The following is a 14141-nucleotide window of genomic DNA, read 5'->3' on the forward strand; positions in this document are numbered from 1 at the left end:
GGCCTCTATGCGGACGTTGCGTCGCTCATACACTATATATAGGGGTCGGCTTGTCGATGCGTTACAAGATAGTGATATAACCGCGATATTGCAAGAGAGCGACACGCTGATGAGGTGTGGATATCTTGGGGATGTTATAACGCAAGTTAGTAATCACCAACCTAGCGTTCCAAGTGCGCCAAGATTAGCGAGAATTTCAATCATTGAAACAGTAAAAAGGCCAAGAAAAAAAATTTATTTTGATTGATCTTGGGCTCGAACAGTGATCCGATTTAACTGATTGAAAAGGCAACAAACCCCACGGTTTGTGGGGTGTGATTAGGATCCAATAAAGGCACTGAGATGGTGTGGGGTGGCGAAAATATGATCTGCTTCCCATTTACTGATTACATCATCACCACCTGTGTATCCCCACGCGGCGACCGCGGCACCCATATTGGCCGCACGCGCGGCTAACATGTCATTTTCAATATCTCCGACATAGAAGCAGTGCTCTGGTGCACAATTAAGCGTTTTCGCTGCCTCGAGAAGCGGCAATGGGTGAGGCTTGGCGTGCGCGTAAGTGTCAGCCCCGACAATAACCTGTGCCTGCTGCAGGCGTGGAAAAAAGGTTAACAGCTGATGGGTGAGCCCTTCAGGTTTATTGGTGACAATGCCCCACGGGATGGCCTGATGCTCTAACAGATCGAGGAGCGTTTCGATACCTTCGTACAAAGTCGTCCCCGAACAAATCGCTTGGCCGTAATGATGCAGAAAACGGGCCCGCAAGGCGATGGGATCTTGCTCTTTGGCCTTTTCACCAAATCCTGCGGTCAGTAGGCCGCGCGCACCATAACTGGTATGACGATAGATTTGCTCTTGGCTAAGAGGTGGTAAATTGTACTCTGCGAGCACGCGGTTCGCCGCCATGCCCATATCCGGTGCGGTATCTAGTAGCGTGCCATCGAGATCAAACAAAACCGTTGCGGGGGTGGTCATACAATGCCTCAACTCTTTACGCGGGGTTGACGGTGTGGAGCAAATAATTCACGTCGACATTGGCGTTGGATAACTTATAGATGCCGGTTAATGGGTTGTAGTGTAAGCCGGTCATACCACGCGCTTGGAGGGCTGTGGTATCGACCATCGCCATCAGTTCAGAGGGACGAATAAACTTATGATGGTCGTGAGTGCCTTTCGGTACCAGTTTGAGCAGGTGCTCGGCGCCCACGATGGCAAATAGCCACGACTTGGTATTGCGGTTGAGCGTCGAAAAGAAAACATGACCGCCAGGTTTGACCATGTTCGCACACGCCTGGATCACTGAGGCAGGTTCTGGCACGTGTTCTAGCATCTCCATGCAGGTCACCACATCGTACTGGCCGGCATAGCTGTCAGCGTGTTCTTCAGCGGTCGACTGAATGTATTGTACGTCAATACCGGATTCGAGCGCATGCAAGCGCGCAACGGTCAGTGGCTCTTTGCCCATATCTAGTCCCGTGACCTCGGCGCCTTCGCGAGCCATACTTTCGGCAAGAATGCCTCCGCCGCAGCCAACGTCTAACACCTTTTTACCAAATAGGCCGCCGGCTTTTTCTATCACGTACTGCAAGCGTAGCGGGTTGATTTGGTGGAGGGGTTTAAACTCACCTTCCAAATCCCACCAGCGTGATGCCATGTCTTCAAACTTTTGAATTTCTGCCGGGTCAACGTTAGCTACGTGGCTCATAAATACAGCTTCCTTATTGGTTTTGCTGCATTATATACCCAAATGCTGTGTCGTTGCAGCTCGGGAACGCGTGGAACAAAGGAAGTGTAATTGGTGGTATTGGGCACGCAAAAGGGCGCTGCAGGATAAGCGAGTTTAGTGGTCCCGCCAAGTGTCGGTGAGCGATAAACGCGGCTCGCCAGCCCGGCCGCGTGATAGTGGTTACAAGGTTGCAGTCATCATTGCACTGACAGCAATGATGCACGCTAACATGTATTTACCGGCAATCAAGCACATTCCGATAGCATTCACGATACGAGTCAGCATGCTGCTTACTCCTTAGTCGAACGTGTCGACAACAATCCTTTCTACGCGTCGTATGTCACGCGTTCTCACGATTTAAGTATGGGCCAAGATGGCTGAAATGACAGCAAACAGGAAGCGATAAAGGGTGAAGATGACGCTGCTATACGGTAAATAGAAAAAGTAAATAAGCGCTGAGGACGTTTCTGGGCTTTTATTTTTAATTCTTGATAGCCAGACACGGAAGTGATGGGTTTTTACCCGCATAGACGCGTTGAGAGGCTTTTCTAACGAGATCTATGATACATCTTAGCCATATTCACGTGTCTAGCGAGTGGCTTTGTGTTATCCTCCGTGGTCACGTATTTGAATACGCAAACATTATTTGAGGGATGTTGGCTCCATGAGCGATCTTGCTAAAGAGATCACGCCAGTCAATATCGAAGAGGAGCTGAAAAGCTCGTATCTCGACTATGCAATGTCTGTCATTGTTGGCCGAGCTCTTCCTGACGTGCGTGATGGCCTAAAGCCAGTACACCGCCGCGTTTTATTCGCGATGAATGTACTTGGCAACGACTGGAACAAGCCATATAAAAAATCGGCCCGTGTGGTCGGTGACGTAATCGGTAAATACCACCCACACGGTGATAGCGCGGTTTACGACACTATTGTTCGTATGGCGCAGCCTTTCTCACTGCGTTATATGTTGGTGGATGGCCAAGGTAACTTTGGCTCCATTGATGGTGACTCGGCCGCGGCGATGCGTTACACCGAAGTGCGCATGGCAAAAATTGCCCATGAGCTCCTCGCGGATCTAGATAAAGAAACAGTGGACTACGTACCTAACTATGACGGTACGGAGCAAATCCCTGATGTTTTACCGACGCGCGTGCCTAACTTGTTAGTGAATGGCGCTTCTGGTATCGCGGTGGGGATGGCAACCAACATCCCACCTCATAACATCACCGAAGTGATCAACGGCTGTCTGGCGTATATCGATAACGAAGATATCACCATCGATGAGCTGATGGAGCACATTCCGGGTCCTGATTTCCCGACCGCGGCGATGATCAACGGCCGTAAAGGCATCGAAGATGCTTATAAGACCGGTCGAGGCAAAATCTATCTACGTGCGAAGGCGGAGATCGAAGCGGATAAACATGGTAAAGAAACCATTGTTGTCAATGAGATCCCGTATCAAGTTAACAAAGCGCGCCTGATTGAAAAGATTGCTGAGCTTGTCAAAGATAAGAAAATTGAAGGCATTTCAGCGCTGCGTGACGAGTCAGATAAAGACGGGATGCGGATTGTGATCGAATGTCGCCGCGACGCGGTGGCAGAAGTCGTTCTCAACAACCTGTATGCCCAGACTCAGTTGCAAACGTCGTTTGGTATCAACATGGTGGCGCTGGATAACAACCAGCCAAAACTCTTCAACCTCAAAGGGATGTTGGAGTGTTTTGTCAATCACCGCCGTGAAGTGGTCACTCGTCGTACTGTGTATGAATTACGCAAAGCGCGTGAGCGTGCACACATCCTTGAAGGTCTAGCGGTTGCACTGGCTAACATCGATGAAGTGATCGAGCTTATTCGCCGAGCGCCGACCCCAGCAGTTGCCAAACAAGAGCTACAAGCACAAGGCTGGAGCTTAGGTGGCGTGTCTGCCATGTTGGAAGCGGCGGGTGTTGATTCTGCTCGCCCTGAGTGGTTAGCGCCTGAGTTTGGTGCACGTGATGACGGTTCCTACTATCTGACTGAGCAACAAGCGCAAGCGATTCTGGATTTGCGTTTGCATAAGCTGACTGGGCTCGAGCACGACAAGATCCTTGATGAATACAAATCGCTGCTGGAACAAATTGCTGAATTAATGCATATCTTGGCCAGCACCGAGCGTTTGATGGAAGTGATCCGCGAAGAGCTTGAGGCGATTCGTGATAGTTATGGCGATAAGCGCTTGACCGAGATCACGGCGGCAAGCGCTGACATTGATATCGAAGATCTGATCAACGAAGAAGATGTCATCGTGACATGGTCACACGAGGGATATGTGAAATATCAAGCCTTGAGTGACTATGAAGCGCAGCGTCGCGGTGGTAAAGGTAAATCAGCCACGCGCATGAAAGATGAAGATTTCATTGAGCGTCTGTTGGTAGCAAATACGCACGACACTATCTTGTGCTTCTCAACACGTGGCCGCATGTACTGGTTGAAAGTGTATCAACTGCCACATGCGTCGCGTAACGCACGCGGTAAACCGATCGTCAACTTGCTGCCATTGGAAGACGACGAGCGGATCACCACTATTCTGCCGGTTCGTGAATATGCAGAAGACAAATACGTCTTCATGGCCACTGCGCACGGCACAGTGAAGAAAACCCCGCTGACTGACTTTAGCCGTCCACGCAGCGCGGGCATTATTGCCGTGAACCTACGTGAAGGTGATAGTCTTATTGGCGCGCAGCTGACTGATGATAACAGCGAAGTCATGCTGTTCTCACAATTCGGTAAAGTGGTGCGCTTTGTAGCGTCTAACGAGACAGTACGAGCAATGGGCCGTACCGCGGCAGGTGTCCGCGGGATTCAGCTCGCAGAGAAAGACCAAGTCGTTTCCCTGATTGTGCCGCAGTCGGATGGTGACATCTTGACGGTGACGGAGAACGGCTTTGGTAAACGCACGGCGCTGGAAGAGTATCCAACGAAGAGCCGTGCGACCAAGGGTGTGGTCTCGATTAAAGTCTCTGAGCGTAATGGTGACGTTGTCGGTGCCATCCAGGTATGCACCGGTGATGAACTGATGTTAATCACCAATGCCGGTACCCTGGTACGTACCCGCGCGGAAGAAGTCAGCCAAGTGGGCCGTAATACCCAAGGCGTACGACTGATCCGCGTCAGTGATGATGAAAAAGTGGTTGGTCTTCAGCGTATCGAAGAGCCGGATGAAGAGGAAATGGAAGCACTGGCTAACGAAGCGGCGGCAAATGCCAATGCAACCAGTGACGCACCAGCCTCTGAGAGCAGCTCTGAGGACAATGATGACACACCGAGTGAGACGGATAGCGATCAAGACGCTTAAGTCCTCGTGTTGCAATCATAAAACAATAAAAGGGTGCAGTGATCTGCGCCCTTTTTTACGCGCTATATTTCCAAAGACTATGCAAACGTGTTAAATCAATAGCTACGCCTTTCAACGATGTATCTTCGTCATAACGCGAGATACGTCTTGCAGATAAAAAACAGCAGGAGCCCCTCCACAACATGGACAAGGTATACAATTTTTCTGCCGGACCCGCGATGCTTCCCCGCGAGGTAATGCTAAAAGCACAAAAAGAATTCACCAATTGGAACGGTCTTGGCACCTCGGTGATGGAAATTTCTCATCGCAGCAAAGAGTTTTTAGCCATTGCTCGTCAATCAGAGCAAGATTTACGTGAACTACTGGTGATCCCAGACAATTATCACATTCTCTTTTGCCAAGGTGGCGCACGCGCTCAGTTTGCGGCGGTACCCATGAACTTACTGGGTAACAACACCATTGCTGACTATGTCGATGGCGGTTACTGGGCGACGAGTGCCGTCAAAGAGGCCAAGCGCTACTGCACTCCCAATGTGATCAATGTGACTCGCGAGCGTGATGGTAAACGCGCTATCCTGCCGGCAAACGAGTGGTTGCTAAGTGATGATGCCGCATATGTGCATTTTTGCCCCAATGAAACCATTGATGGGATTGAAATCACGGATCTGCCGGAAACCAACAAACCCATCGTGGCAGATATGTCATCGAACATTCTCTCTCGCCCGATAGATGTGTCCAAGTACGGCGTGATCTATGCGGGGGCGCAGAAGAATATCGGTCCGGCGGGGCTGACCTTGGTGATTGTGCGTGATGATTTATTACACCTTGCTAAAGATGTGTTGCCGAGTATACTGAACTACAAAGTCTTGGCCGATAAAGAATCCATGTTCAATACACCACCCACCTTTGCTTGGTACCTGGCAGCAGAAGTCTTTAAATGGCTGAAAAAGAGAGGGGGCGTTGAGGCTATTTATGCGCACAATCAGCAAAAAGCGGCGCTGTTGTACGATTGCATCGATAAATCTTCTTTCTATCGCAACGATGTTCACCCAGATAATCGCTCACTGATGAATGTGCCTTTCCAACTCGCTAACAGTGAGCTGGACGACACCTTCCTCGCCGAAGCGATGGAGCATGGATTGCATGCGCTGAAAGGGCATCGAGATGTCGGAGGAATGCGCGCGTCAATCTATAATGCAATGTCCCTTGAAGGGGTTCAGGCATTAGTCGACTTCATGGTGAAGTTTGAGAAAAAATACGCCTAACGCGGTGTAAAACGGTTTGCGTCCCAGCCGCTTTTTGCGTTTGGGACGTTTTTGTTTCTACTTTGATAAAAATAATAATTGTGAGATGGCTTGTATTTTGGTTACTCTGGTTGCACAAAGCATCACGGAAATTAAACCAGAATGGAGCAACTGACACTTTCCCCGATCTCTCATATCGATGGTCACATTAACCTTCCCGGCTCAAAGAGTGTATCTAATCGCGCTTTACTGCTGGCCGCGCTAGCATCCGGCACGACGCGCTTAACCAACCTGCTCAACAGTGACGATGTGCGTCATATGCTCAATGCATTTACTGACTTAGGCGTGTCTTATCAGCTGTCTGACGATCGCACTGAGTGTGTTGTGGAAGGGTTGGGACAAGCCTTTCATACCCAAGCGCCACTGGAGCTGTTTTTAGGCAATGCGGGTACGGCCATGCGCCCATTAACGGCCGCGCTGTGTTTGGGTGAAGGCGAGATCACTCTAACCGGTGAGCCGCGTATGAAAGAGCGTCCCATTGGCCACCTTGTTGAGGCACTCAATGCCATAGGGGCAGAGGTTCGCTACCTAGAGAGCGAAGGCTACCCACCATTACATATTAAAGGCACGGGTCTCGCTGGCGGCGATGTCAGTATCGATGGCAGTATTTCTAGCCAATTCTTAACCGCCCTGTTGATGGCCGCGCCGTTAGCTCGTGAAGAAACGCGGATCACCATTAAAGGCGACTTGGTATCGAAACCCTACATTGATATTACCTTGGCGATCATGGCCCAGTTTGGCGTCGAGGTACATAACGATAACTATCAGCGGTTTGTGGTTCCGGCGGGGCAACGCTATCAATCGCCAGGCCATCTGATGGTAGAAGGCGATGCGTCATCAGCTTCTTACTTCCTCGCGGCCGCGGCCATTAAAGGCGGTGCCGTGAAGGTCACCGGTATTGGTCGTCATAGTGTGCAAGGTGACATCCAATTTGCCGATGCGTTAGCGGCAATGGGCGCTGACATCGAGTGGGGTGATGATTACGTCATTGCACGCAAAGGAAAGCTTCATGGTGTGGACATGGACTTCAACCACATCCCTGACGCGGCCATGACTATTGGGGTAGCGGCGCTGTTTGCCAAAGGTCCCACGCGTATTCGTAACGTTTACAATTGGCGAGTAAAAGAAACCGACCGCTTGCATGCGATGGCAACCGAGTTGAAAAAAGTGGGGGCGGTGGTCGAAGAGGGAGATGACTACCTGTACATTGAACCGCCTCAGCAGCTCACTCATGCGGCGATCGATACCTATGACGATCATCGGATGGCGATGTGCTTCTCGCTGGTGGCGTTGAGCGACACGCCAGTTACCATTAATGACCCGGGTTGTACGTCAAAAACGTTCCCAGACTACTTTGAAAAACTCGCGGCCATTAGTCAGTCTTGAATATCCCACCGCCATACGTACGGATAAACTGACGGTGGCGGTGATTTCCTCCTCGCTTTCTTCTATAATAAGCGCCGATTTATCGGCGTTGCTTCCCTTTGTATGAGGGCGCTTGGATAGCGCAACGTCGACGCACTCAACCAAATGTGGAGAGATTTATGCCGACACAGGCGCCTGTTATTACAGTAGATGGCCCAAGTGGTGCTGGAAAAGGAACCTTATGTATGCGACTGGCAGAAAAACTGCAGTGGCATTTGTTGGATTCTGGCGCGATATACCGTGTATTGGCATTGGCTGCGATTCACCATGATGTGGACACCACCTCAGAAGATGCATTAGTGCCATTGGCTGCTAACCTAGATGTACAGTTCATCGCCGAAGGTGAGCTGGTAAAAGTGATTCTGGAAGGCGAAGACGTTTCCGCGACGCTACGTACCGAACAAGTCGGGAATCAGGCGTCAAAAGTTGCCGCGTTACCACGTGTGCGTGAAGCACTGTTGCGTCGTCAACGCGCGTTTGCCGGCGAGCCGGGATTGATTGCCGATGGCCGTGATATGGGCACCGTGGTCTTTCCGCAGGCCGAAGTGAAAATATTCTTAGATGCCAGTGCACAAGAGCGTGCCCGCCGCCGTCAGCAGCAGTTGCAAGAAAAGGGGGTTAATGTTACCTTTGACCGCCTTTTAAGTGAAATTCAAGAGCGTGATGACCGTGACCGCAACCGAGCGGTGGCACCATTACGCCCCGCGCCAGATGCATTGGTGCTAGATTCAACCTCACTGTCAATTGACGAGGTGATCGAGCAAGCGCTGGCGTTTATTGAAAGCAAATTATCGGCTGCATAAGCAGTCTATAACCGTTAGCTGCAAGGATGATGGCTAACATATTTAACAACCCCATGCGGTAGGATACCCGTGGACGTTTATCAAATTGAAGATTTAAATATAATGACTGAATCTTTTGCTCAACTCTTTGAAGAGTCTCTAAAAGAAATCGAAACTCGCCCAGGTTCTATTGTTAAGGGTACTGTTGTTGCTATCGAGAACGGTTTCGTTCTGGTTGACGCAGGCCTGAAATCTGAATCTGCTATCCCAGCTGACCAATTCAAGAACGCTGCTGGCGAACTTGAAATTGAAGTTGGCGGTCAAGTAGACGTAGCCCTGGACGCAGTGGAAGACGGTTTCGGTGAAACTCAGCTTTCTCGTGAGAAAGCTAAGCGTCACGAAGCTTGGATCCAGCTAGAGAAAGCGTACGAAGAAGCTGAAACCGTGATGGGTATCATCAACGGTAAAGTGAAAGGTGGTTTCACCGTAGAACTGAACGGCATCCGTGCGTTCCTACCGGGTTCACTGGTTGACGTTCGTCCAGTACGTGACACTTCTCACCTGGAAGGCAAAGAGCTCGAGTTCAAAGTAATCAAGCTTGACCAGAAGCGCAACAACGTTGTTGTTTCTCGTCGTGCGGTTATCGAGTCAGAAAACAGCGTTGAGCGTGACGAGCTGCTAGCTTCTCTGCAAGAAGGCATGGAAGTTAAAGGTATCGTTAAGAACCTGACTGACTACGGTGCGTTCGTTGATCTGGGCGGCGTTGACGGCCTGCTTCACATCACTGACATGGCGTGGAAGCGCGTTAAGCACCCATCAGAAATCGTTAATGTTGGTGACGAAATCAACGTTAAAGTTCTGAAGTTTGACCGTGAGCGCACTCGCGTATCACTAGGCCTGAAGCAACTGGGTGAAGATCCATGGGTAGCAATTGCTAACCGTTACCCAGAAGGTCACAAGTTGACTGGTCGCGTAACCAACCTAACTGACTACGGCTGCTTCGTTGAAATCGAAGAAGGCGTTGAAGGTCTGGTACACGTGTCTGAAATGGACTGGACCAACAAAAACATCCACCCATCTAAAGTGGTTAACGTGGGTGACGAAGTTGAAGTTATGGTTCTGGACATCGACGAAGAGCGTCGTCGCATCAGCCTAGGTCTGAAACAGTGTAAAGCCAACCCATGGCAGCAATTCGCTGAAACTCAGAACAAAGGCGATCGTGTAACTGGTAAGATCAAGTCAATCACTGACTTCGGTATCTTCATCGGTCTAGACGGCGGCATCGACGGTCTGGTTCACCTGTCTGACATCTCTTGGAACGTGGCTGGCGAAGAAGCCGTTCGCGAATACAAGAAAGGTGACGAGATCTCTGCAGTGGTTCTTCAGGTTGATGCTGAGCGTGAGCGTATCTCACTGGGCATCAAGCAAATGGAAGAAGACCCATTCAACAACTATCTGGCAGCCAACAAAAAAGGTGCTATCGTTAACGGTACAGTGACTGCTGTTGACGCGAAAGGCGCAACTGTTGAGCTAGCAGAAGGTGTTGAAGGTTACCTGCGCGCTTCTGAAGCGGCTCGTGATCGTGTTGAAGACGCGACTCAAGTACTTGCTGTTGGTGACAGTGTTGAAGCGAAGTTCACCGGTGTTGACCGTAAGAACCGCGTTCTGAACCTGTCTGTACGTCTGAAAGACGAAGCTGACGAGCAAGAAGCAATGGCTAGCCTGAACAAAGCCGAAGAAGGCGCGTTCGGTAACGCTATGGCTGACGCGTTCAAAGCAGCGAAGAGCGAATAATGCACAATAAGAGGGGGAAATTTTCCCTCTCTGCATTTATACTGTTGAGAAACATACTAAAGCGGGGTGTTTATGACCAAATCTGAGTTGATTGAAAGGCTCTGTAGTCAGCAAACCCATCTATCTGCAAAGCAGGTAGAGGATGCCATCAAGGAAATCCTTGAGCACATGGCGACCACACTCGAGAGCGGTGACCGCATCGAGATCCGTGGTTTTGGTAGTTTCTCACTGCATTATCGTGCGCCTCGTGTGGGGCGTAATCCTAAAACGGGCGAAAAAGTGGAATTGGACGGTAAGTACGTTCCGCATTTTAAACCGGGTAAGGAACTTCGCGATCGCGTTAACATTTACAGTTAAGCGATGTGCGCTGAAAAAAACGGCATGCTGTAGGTGTGCCGTTTTTTTATGTCTATCGATCATAGCTTGCGTGATGAATTTCCTGCATAATCATACCTCCTGTGTAAGATCTCGTACCAGTCATCACAAGGTCAGGCGCCGGATGTTACGCCTTGATACACGCACACCTTTAATACGGTGCGCAGCTTGGCTTAACTCACAGGAACTATCACAGTGACAGATGCCTCGCATCTGGCAGGTTTATCATGATTGATGGGGCGCTAGGCCTTTCGCAATGAGGGAATACTTGTGAAAATACTCGGCATTCTGTTTCTGGTGTTATGCTTTTTGATCACCTTGGCGCTGGGAGCGCAAAACCAAGAAGTGATTAACTTTAACTATCTTATCGCGCAAGGTGAATTTAAGCTGTCAGTCATCTTGGGCATTGTCTTTGTCATTGGCTTTGGCATAGGCTGGCTGGTATGTGGAGCGCTGTACCTCAAAGCGCGCTTAACGGCGCGAGGATTGCGTAAGCAGGTAGAGAAACAACGCAAAGAACTTGATAAATTGCGTACGGACCCGCTTAAGGAACATTAATTCATGCTAGAGCTGTTGTTTCTGTTATTGCCAATAGCGGCCGGTTACGGCTGGTATATGGGTAACAGGAATGCTCGTCATCGACGGCAAGAACAGTCACATCATCTGTCTCGTCAGTATGTCACGGGACTCAATCTACTGCTGTCTGAGCAGTCGGATAAAGCAGTCGATCTCTTTATTGAACTGCTCCAAGTCGATAATGAAACGATTGATACTCACCTCGCGTTGGGCAACTTGTTTCGCTCTCGCGGCGAAGTCGACAGAGCGATCCGCATTCACCAAAACCTCATTGCTCGTCCTAACCTGACCCTCGACCAACGTAATCTCGCCATGCAACAGTTGGCGAAAGATTACATGGTAGCGGGCTTTTTCGACCGCGCAGAGAAAATCTTTGTCAAATTGGTCGATGAGCCTGACTACAAAGAGTTTGCGCTACAACAGCTTTTGGCGATTTTCCAGCAAACACGTGAGTGGGAACAAGCGATAGATACCGCGGCCAAACTGGTTAAATTGGGTAAGAGCAAACTGCGCAAAGACATTGCTCACTTTCACTGTGAGTTAGCGATGCAGCAGATGGGTGAGGGGAATGAGCACAAAGCCCGTCAACTGCTACGTCGCGCCCTGTCCTATGATAAAGGCTGTGTCAGAGCCAGCCTGATGCTAGCTAAGCTTGATATTCAGCACGAGGACTATAAAGGGGCGATTAAGCAGCTGGAAAACATTCTCGAGCAAGATGCTGATTTTGTCAGCGAGGCTTTACCGCTTCTCGCGCAAAGTTATCGCGCCTTGGGACGCGAAATGCAGCTTGTCCGTTTCTTAAAAGAATGCATTGAGAAAAAAGCCGGCGTCAGCGCTGAACTGATGCTTTCAGAGGTGATCAGTGCCAATGAGAACCTCGCGATGGCACAAAGCTTCCTGACCCGCCAACTAACCCGTAACCCGACCATGCGTGGTTTCCACAAGCTGATGGAATACCATGTGGAACAGGCGGAAGAGGGGCGCGCGAAAGCCAGCCTCAATACCCTCAAAGACCTTGTTGCAGAACAGATTAAAGTTAAGCCGCATTACCGTTGTCGTAAGTGTGGCTTTTCCACCCATGCGCTTTATTGGCAGTGCCCCTCATGTAAAAATTGGGGAGCGATTAAGCCAATTCGGGGCTTGGATGGGGAATAATGGCGATGCAGTGGCATCGCCGTTTTTTTATCTTGCTGTCACCGCGAATGGCTGCGACAGCTGGGGAGCACGCGGAGTGCGAGAATAACAACCTTGTGAAGGAATCAGGAGCAATAATGCAAGACCCGAAAGTCATCGTCGCCTTAGATTATGCAGACATGAATCAAGCATTGGCCTTTGTGGATAAAATTGAGCCGGGCTCGTGTCGTTTAAAAGTGGGCAAAGAAATGTTCACCTTATTTGGGCCTGCATTGGTTAAACAATTACACGCATACGGTCATGATGTCTTTCTTGACCTGAAGTTTCACGATATTCCGAACACGTGTGCGAAAGCGGTTGCGGCCGCGGCAGAGCTAGGGGTATGGATGGTGAACGTTCATGCCTCGGGCGGTGAGCGGATGATGAGTGCAGCCCGTGAGGCGCTTGAGCCATATGGCGGCAACCGTCCATTGCTTATCGGCGTTACCGTATTGACCAGTATGACGGACGCAGATTTGCGCCAAAGTGGGGTACAACGCTCACCACAAGCGCAGGTACAGCACCTTGCCAAGCTGACGCAACAGTCGGGATTGGATGGTGTGGTGTGTTCAGCGCAAGAAGCCAGTTTGCTGAAAGCCCAGTGTGGCGATGCCTTTAAGTTGGTGACGCCCGGGATCCGGCCTGTGGGCAGTGCGGCTGGTGATCAGCGCCGAATTATGACCCCAGAACAAGCTGTTGCAGCGGGTTCCGACTACTTAGTGATTGGGCGTCCGATTACACAAGCCGATGACCCGGCGGCCGTCCTTGCACAAATCAATCAAAGTTTAGCGTAACATCAGGCGCAAAACTGCTTGAGATAATAAAGGCCACATGTGTGGCCTTTATCGTGACTGGATCAGTGATAAAGCTAGGTACGCGTCGACGCAGATTTACGCGAGCGTCTATCAAGGATGGGTGCAGTAAAGTGACTATCGATCAGACGCTGGGTCAATGTATGCTGAGGATTGGCGAATAAGGACTCTGTGCTACCTGACTCGACCACTTCCCCTTTTTGCATCACCATCACCTTGTCGGTGACATGCTTAATCACGCCCATATGTTGAGACACGTAAACATAGGACAGTCCCATCTCTTCTTGGAGCTCGAGTAGCAAGTTGATGATCTGTGAGCGCATTGACATATCTAACCCGTTCAAGGCTTCATCGGCCACAATCACACTCGGTTGCAAGATTAACGCACGTGCCAGCGACACGCGCTGCTTTTGCCCCGTGGCGAGCATTTGCGGGTAAAAGTAGGCATGCTCAGGTAACAGACCAACCCGCAGCAGGGTTTCTTTAACGCGCTTGCCTCGCTCTTGCGGGGTCATATTGGTATTTCGTTTCAGCGGTCCTTCAAGAATTTGCCCGATCTGGTTTCTTGGATTGAGCGAGGTATTGGGATCTTGAAAGATCATGCGAATGAGCTTGCAGCGGGTTTGGTAATCTTTGAACGTCAGCTCTTCACCATTGACCCGAATCTGCCCCGATGTTGGTTCGATCACGCCTGCAATCATACGTGCTAGGGTCGATTTTCCCGAGCCATTTTCCCCCACAAAAGCGATGGTTTCGCCGACTTCTAGCTGGAAAGAAACGGGCTTCACCGCATGGGTGACGCGTTTTCTTAGCCAGCCAGTGCGGTGGTAATAATCT

11 protein-coding genes and 1 pseudogene are annotated in these 14141 nt (G+C 50.2%); 9 read left to right on the forward strand and 3 right to left on the reverse strand.

The window, feature by feature from the left end:
- Nucleotides 1-318: 318 nt before the first annotated feature.
- Together gph and ubiG are read right to left on the reverse strand one after the other, a co-directional pair.
- Entirely contained in the window at nucleotides 319-978 is a 660-nt protein-coding gene (gene gph / locus BGK46_RS09610) for a phosphoglycolate phosphatase (RefSeq protein ID WP_069588863.1), read from the reverse strand.
- 16 nt (nucleotides 979-994) lie between these two features.
- Complete coding sequence (gene ubiG, locus BGK46_RS09615; protein WP_069588865.1) at nucleotides 995-1708, reverse strand: bifunctional 2-polyprenyl-6-hydroxyphenol methylase/3-demethylubiquinol 3-O-methyltransferase UbiG; 714 nt, start codon at nucleotides 1706-1708, stop codon at nucleotides 995-997.
- Nucleotides 1709-2393: 685 nt separating this feature from the next.
- Here ubiG and gyrA point away from each other — a divergent pair.
- From gyrA to pyrF, 9 genes are all read left to right on the forward strand, one after another.
- The gene (gene gyrA / locus BGK46_RS09620; RefSeq protein ID WP_069588867.1) at nucleotides 2394-5063 is read left to right on the forward strand and encodes a DNA topoisomerase (ATP-hydrolyzing) subunit A; all 2670 of its coding nucleotides are present in this window, start codon (nucleotides 2394-2396) and stop codon (nucleotides 5061-5063) included.
- 182 nt (nucleotides 5064-5245) lie between these two features.
- On the forward strand, nucleotides 5246-6328 hold the full coding sequence (gene serC / locus BGK46_RS09625; protein WP_069588869.1) for a 3-phosphoserine/phosphohydroxythreonine transaminase: 1083 nt from the start codon (nucleotides 5246-5248) through the stop codon (nucleotides 6326-6328).
- A 141-nt stretch (nucleotides 6329-6469) separates the two neighbouring features.
- Nucleotides 6470-7753 carry a 3-phosphoshikimate 1-carboxyvinyltransferase gene (aroA, locus tag BGK46_RS09630; protein ID WP_069588871.1) on the forward strand — a complete coding sequence of 428 codons (1284 nt, stop codon included), beginning with the start codon at nucleotides 6470-6472 and terminating at the stop codon, nucleotides 7751-7753.
- A gap of 158 nt (nucleotides 7754-7911) precedes the next feature.
- A complete protein-coding gene (cmk, locus tag BGK46_RS09635) occupies nucleotides 7912-8595 on the forward strand; it encodes a (d)CMP kinase (RefSeq protein WP_069588873.1) in 684 nt (227 codons plus the stop codon).
- Between the two features lie 102 nt (nucleotides 8596-8697).
- A complete protein-coding gene (gene rpsA / locus BGK46_RS09640) occupies nucleotides 8698-10368 on the forward strand; it encodes a 30S ribosomal protein S1 (protein ID WP_069588938.1) in 1671 nt (556 codons plus the stop codon).
- Between the two features lie 72 nt (nucleotides 10369-10440).
- Nucleotides 10441-10725 carry an integration host factor subunit beta gene (gene ihfB / locus BGK46_RS09645; protein ID WP_069588875.1) on the forward strand — a complete coding sequence of 95 codons (285 nt, stop codon included), beginning with the start codon at nucleotides 10441-10443 and terminating at the stop codon, nucleotides 10723-10725.
- 288 nt (nucleotides 10726-11013) lie between these two features.
- Nucleotides 11014-11301 carry a LapA family protein gene (locus tag BGK46_RS09650; RefSeq protein ID WP_069588877.1) on the forward strand — a complete coding sequence of 96 codons (288 nt, stop codon included), beginning with the start codon at nucleotides 11014-11016 and terminating at the stop codon, nucleotides 11299-11301.
- A gap of 3 nt (nucleotides 11302-11304) precedes the next feature.
- Nucleotides 11305-12474, forward strand: coding sequence for a lipopolysaccharide assembly protein LapB (lapB, locus tag BGK46_RS09655; RefSeq protein WP_069588879.1), 1170 nt, complete (start codon nucleotides 11305-11307; stop codon nucleotides 12472-12474).
- Between the two features lie 116 nt (nucleotides 12475-12590).
- Entirely contained in the window at nucleotides 12591-13286 is a 696-nt protein-coding gene (pyrF, locus tag BGK46_RS09660; RefSeq protein WP_069588880.1) for an orotidine-5'-phosphate decarboxylase, read from the forward strand.
- Between the two features lie 74 nt (nucleotides 13287-13360).
- Here the strand turns inward: pyrF and BGK46_RS09665 are convergent.
- Nucleotides 13361-14062: pseudogene (locus BGK46_RS09665) on the reverse strand (ATP-binding cassette domain-containing protein); the annotation flags it as partial.
- Between the last annotated feature and the right edge of the window lie 79 nt (nucleotides 14063-14141).

Origin of the sequence: Salinivibrio sp. SS2, from assembly GCF_001722075.1 — a bacterium.
GTDB lineage: Bacteria > Pseudomonadota > Gammaproteobacteria > Enterobacterales > Vibrionaceae > Salinivibrio > Salinivibrio proteolyticus.

Excerpts from the sequence above, each read along its gene's own strand:
- serC (WP_069588869.1), top strand. The coding sequence starts at position 5,246 with ATGGACAAGGTATACAATTTTTCTGCCGGACCCGCGATGCTTCCCCGC.
- ihfB (WP_069588875.1), top strand. The coding sequence starts at position 10,441 with ATGACCAAATCTGAGTTGATTGAAAGGCTCTGTAGTCAGCAAACCCAT.
- gyrA (WP_069588867.1), top strand. The coding sequence starts at position 2,394 with ATGAGCGATCTTGCTAAAGAGATCACGCCAGTCAATATCGAAGAGGAG.
- cmk (WP_069588873.1), top strand. The coding sequence starts at position 7,912 with ATGCCGACACAGGCGCCTGTTATTACAGTAGATGGCCCAAGTGGTGCT.
- lapB (WP_069588879.1), top strand. The coding sequence starts at position 11,305 with ATGCTAGAGCTGTTGTTTCTGTTATTGCCAATAGCGGCCGGTTACGGC.
- pyrF (WP_069588880.1), top strand. The coding sequence starts at position 12,591 with ATGCAAGACCCGAAAGTCATCGTCGCCTTAGATTATGCAGACATGAAT.
- rpsA (WP_069588938.1), top strand. The coding sequence starts at position 8,698 with ATGACTGAATCTTTTGCTCAACTCTTTGAAGAGTCTCTAAAAGAAATC.
- ubiG (WP_069588865.1), bottom strand. The coding sequence starts at position 1,708 with ATGAGCCACGTAGCTAACGTTGACCCGGCAGAAATTCAAAAGTTTGAA.
- aroA (WP_069588871.1), top strand. The coding sequence starts at position 6,470 with ATGGAGCAACTGACACTTTCCCCGATCTCTCATATCGATGGTCACATT.
- gph (WP_069588863.1), bottom strand. The coding sequence starts at position 978 with ATGACCACCCCCGCAACGGTTTTGTTTGATCTCGATGGCACGCTACTA.